This is a genomic window from Halobiforma nitratireducens JCM 10879, from assembly GCF_000337895.1.
Classification (GTDB): domain Archaea; phylum Halobacteriota; class Halobacteria; order Halobacteriales; family Natrialbaceae; genus Natronobacterium; species Natronobacterium nitratireducens.
Genome location: NZ_AOMA01000035.1, coordinates 1 through 1,159 on the forward strand (window position 1 = coordinate 1; position 1,159 = coordinate 1,159).

Annotated in this window: 2 protein-coding genes; both read right to left on the reverse strand. The window is 57.6% G+C overall.

Annotated elements, in window-relative coordinates; translation table 11 throughout:
• Positions 1-445: adenosylhomocysteinase (locus C446_RS03010; protein ID WP_006671585.1), on the reverse strand; the 445-nt coding region annotated here is incomplete at its 3' end.
• A 62-nt stretch (positions 446-507) separates the two neighbouring features.
• Positions 508-828, reverse strand: a complete 321-nt coding sequence (locus C446_RS03015; RefSeq protein WP_006671586.1) for a hypothetical protein — start codon at positions 826-828, stop codon at positions 508-510.
• Between the last annotated feature and the right edge of the window lie 331 nt (positions 829-1,159).

Below are 1,159 nucleotides of genomic sequence, written 5' to 3' on the forward strand. Positions count from 1 at the left end.
CGATCAGTTCGGGGTAGTCCTCGTGGATCGCGGCGACGAGGTCCATCCCGTCGTCGACAGTGATCGTCGGCTCGTGGGCGATGACGGCTTCGATGGCTTCGTAGTACTCCTCGTCGTCGACGCCGCGTTTCGCGTAGCTTGTGATGTTGTCGTGGGCGTCCAGCGCGGCCGAAACGTCGTCGTGGGTCGAGAGCGGGTTGCAGCCCGTTACGGCGACTTCCGCGCCGCCTTCCGCGAGCGTCTCGACGAGAATCGCCGTCTTCGCCTCGACGTGCATCGCCATCGCGATGCGTTCGCCTTCGAAGGGCTGGTCTGCGACGAACTCCTCGCGGACGGCCTCGAGGATGGGCATGTGCTGGGCGGCCCAGTCCATCTTGCGCCGGCCCTCCTCGCGGGCGCTCTCGAGGTCGTCTAGCTGCTCGCTGATCGGCGGATAGTCGGTCATAGTTCAGTTGAGGGAGACGGTGGGGAAAACGCTACCGAAGTACCAAGGATCGATGCCGATTGTCAGCGGACCATTCGGTACCGCTCGTCGATGAGCCGAAGCGTGACACTGCCGCCGAGGATGCCGATGAAGAACGCAGGAATCCGCGCCGCTTCCGCGTCGGAGCCAGCGACAGCAGCTGCGATGATCCAGCTCGTGACGACGGCTATCACCGTCAGCGTGACGATTCCGATGAGTCCGGCCCTCGAGCGGCCTGTCCGATGCAGAATCATCAGAAGAAGTGGGCCGATTGTGACACCAGCGATGAGTGGGATCGCCGCACCGACCGACGCGAATTCGCGGATGTCGGTGATAAAGAAGTGTGTTCCAATAAGTAAGTACAATACAATTACCAACTCTCGAAATACTATACCAAATGAGATGGAACTACTGCCTATGTGCATATATAGACTACCTGTTAGCAGAGTTCCCGGAATTCTTCTTTATATTCATCGCATACCTCACAACCATCATCTGTCAAGTATGGGCCAACTGCGACGCCTGAACCTGCTACACATCCAACGGGACCAGATGTTCCGCAACTCAAACCTATACCGATAGAGGATAATCCAGCGGTGCCAGTTGCTTTTAGTATTGAGCGCCGACTTGGGTTGTCATTTACCATCATCTGTTCTAGTTTAGTGGCGGAGTGAAGCAGCATCTCAGCGGAAACTG